This window comes from Mesorhizobium intechi, assembly GCF_002879535.1.
Classification (GTDB): Bacteria; Pseudomonadota; Alphaproteobacteria; order Rhizobiales; family Rhizobiaceae; genus Mesorhizobium; species Mesorhizobium intechi.
Genome location: NZ_PNOT02000338.1, coordinates 1 through 2,901, shown reverse-complemented (window position 1 = coordinate 2,901; position 2,901 = coordinate 1). Strand labels below are relative to the sequence as shown.

Sequence of the window (2,901 nt, the reverse complement as noted above, 5' to 3'; positions counted from 1 at the left end):
CTTCTGGATGGTTCAACTCACGGCTGCGCGGCCTTCAATCCCGCCTTCGCTTTTTCTCCGGAACCATCGAAAGGACCCTCGTCGAATGTGGCGGAAAACGGCATTGTGCCTCTCGATCCTGGCACTTTTCGGTGGCGAGGCACGCGCAACGACAATAACCACTCCCATGGTCGTGCAGATGACGATTACGGCATCCTGCACCATCAGCAGTGCATCGACCTTGAACTTCGGCTCCTCGGGCGTCATTGCGGCAAACGTCGACCAGACATCCACGGTCCAGGTTCAATGCACGAACACAACGCCCTACAACATTGGTCTGGACGCGGGCACGGGGTCGGGCGCGACCGTCGCTGCCCGCAAGATGACAAACGGCGCCGCCACGATCACCTATTCTCTTTACAGCGACAGCGGCAGAACGACCGTTTGGGGGAGCACCATCGGAACCAACACGGTCTCAGCGACCGGTAGCGGCGCTGCCCAGAGCTTCACCGTATATGGGCGCGTGCCCGCGCAATCAACGCCCGCGCCGGCCGTCTATACGGATACGGTGACGGTTACGGTAACTTATTAAGGTCGGCCGCATCGGCGGTCGATGCCAGGGGGTAGCAAATGAATTGGGCAAAGCTGGCTCCAGCTTTGGTGGGAGCATTGCTGGTTGGCGGGCTGCAGGTCCGCGCGGATTCGCTTCAAGTACAACCAGCCCTCGTCGATGTCGTCACGCCAGGTGCTGCCTCGACCATCACGCTTCGCAACGAGGGACCGTCGCCCAGTAACGTGCAGATCCGTGTCTTTCGCTGGTCGCAGGTCGATGGTCAGGACTCACTCCAGCCCACGGAAGATGTGGTTGCCTCTCCTCCAGCCGTCACGCTGCTGCCGGGCGCTGACTATGTCGCCCGCATCGTTCGAGTGGCAAAGCGGCCTGTCGTGGCTGAAGAGGCCTACCGGCTGTTCGTAGATGAGCTTCCTGACGCCAGCCGCGTCAAGACCGGCACGGTGAAGCTGTTGGTTCGCCACTCGATTCCGGTCTTCTTCGGTTCGCCGGATAGAACGCCACCGGCCGTGGACTGGACCATATCAAAGCAGGACGGCCGGCTCATCGTATCGGCCCGTAACAAGGGCGGCACGCGCTTGCGCGTCTCCGCGCTGTCTCTACGCGATGCCGGCGGGCACAAGATTTCCTTCGGTGGGGGGCTGGTCGGATACGCGCTCGGCCAGTCGACCATGCGATGGGTGGCGCCAGCCAGCGGCCGCAAATTCGTTGCGAAGGGATCGGTCTCGATCTTGGCTCAAGGCAACGATGGCACGATCAACGCCGTAGCGCCGGTCGTCGCCGCGCCGTGAATGCGGCTTGTTTCCTGACATTGTCGATGCTTGCCACGCTGATACAGTCCAATCAAGCAGCCGGGGCGGTCCAACAGCTTCAGCTCGCGGTCTTCATCAACGGCACCGATACAAATCAGATCGCGGCTTTCGTTTCTCCCGACGGCGTGCACCTTGGCGCGGCGCCCGACGAATTGCGGGCATTGGGGCTTGACCTTGGCAAGCAGGCTCGATCGGTGGCAGTCCCCGTCATGCTCGACACGATGCGGGGGCTGGGTTATCGTTACGAGGTACGCGAGCAGCGGGTTTTCCTCACGATCAATGATGGCCTGCGCGGGACGAAATCCTATGATGCGGCACAAGGGCGTGACGCCGCGCCAAACGTCCGAACGGGGGTTGGCGGTGTCCTTAACTACAATCTGTTCGCGGTGTCGCGGCAGCAGCCCGATGCCGGCGGCTTCACCTTCAGTGGCGCGTCCACCACACTCGACGCGCGCGTCTTTTCACCGGTGGGCACGCTCGGCCAGTCGGCGATCCTGCGGCTGGCGGACAACGGTCTTACCGATGCATTGAGGCTCGACACCGCCTATACCTATTCCGATCCCGCGACTCTGATGACATATCAGGCTGGTGATGCGATTTCCGGCGGGTTCGCCTGGACCCGGCCAATCCGCATCGGCGGGCTTCAGGCGCGCCGCAATTTCGGTCTTCGCACCGACCTGATCACCCAGCCGCTCGCATCGGTGAGCGGCAGCGCGGCGGTCCCATCGACGGTCGACGTTTACGTCAATGACCTAAAGACCTACTCGCACGCCGTCGACAGCGGCCCGTTCCAGATCACCGACATTCCCGTCACCACCGGCGGCGGGCAGGCGATCGTCGTCCTGCGTGATGCGGCTGGCCGTGAGACGCGCACAAGCGTGCCGTTCTACGCCTCCCCTAGCCTGCTGCGGCCAGGCCTGTCCGACTTCTCGCTCGAGGCCGGCCTGCCCAGACTAGGATACGCGACCACATCGGATGTCTATGTTGCAAACCAGCCAGTCGTGTCGGCAAGCCTGCGCAGAGGCATCTACGATTGGCTAACGCTCGAAAGCCACGCGGAGGCAAGCAAGGGCCTGCTCAACGGCGGCTTGGGCATGGTCATGCGCACGGGTGCGCTTGGTGTCGCCTCGTTTGCGTTGGCCGGCAGTCATGGGGGAGCCGGAAGCGGGCTGCAGTCCTATGCCTCCTACGAGATCAGGGTCGGGACCCTTAGCGTTAATGCCAGCACGCAAATGACCTTCGGTTCCTATGATGATCTCGCCGCGGCGTGCGACAGGCTTCAGGACAACGGAACGCCTGGGCATGCCTTCTTCAATCTGCTGGCATTCGGCCCGAGGGCTGCGGATCCGAGGTTCCGATCCATGCCGCCGAGGATGGTCAACAGCATTTCCGCCGGAACGCCCTTGTCTTTCGACAGCGGCAGCATCAGCGCAAGCTACATTGACCTGGCACAGGCCAGCGGCGAGAGATCAAGGATACTCACCGCCTCCTATTCGCGAACGCTGCCGTTCGGCTATCTCAACGCGACCGCCTTCGCAG

3 protein-coding genes are annotated in these 2,901 nt (G+C 62.5%); all 3 read left to right on the top strand.

Features of this window, described 5'->3' with window-relative positions:
* Positions 1 to 85: 85 nt before the first annotated feature.
* A complete protein-coding gene (locus tag C1D09_RS28660) occupies positions 86 to 571 on the top strand; it encodes a Csu type fimbrial protein (RefSeq protein ID WP_143977360.1) in 486 nt (161 codons plus the stop codon).
* Between the two features lie 77 nt (positions 572 to 648).
* Complete coding sequence (locus C1D09_RS28655; protein WP_246135913.1) at positions 649 to 1,341, top strand: fimbrial biogenesis chaperone; 693 nt, start codon at positions 649 to 651, stop codon at positions 1,339 to 1,341.
* The coding region (locus tag C1D09_RS28650) for a fimbria/pilus outer membrane usher protein (protein ID WP_143977358.1) at positions 1,227 to 2,901 on the top strand (1,675 nt) is incomplete at its 3' end. The genes C1D09_RS28655 and C1D09_RS28650, both read left to right, overlap by 115 nt.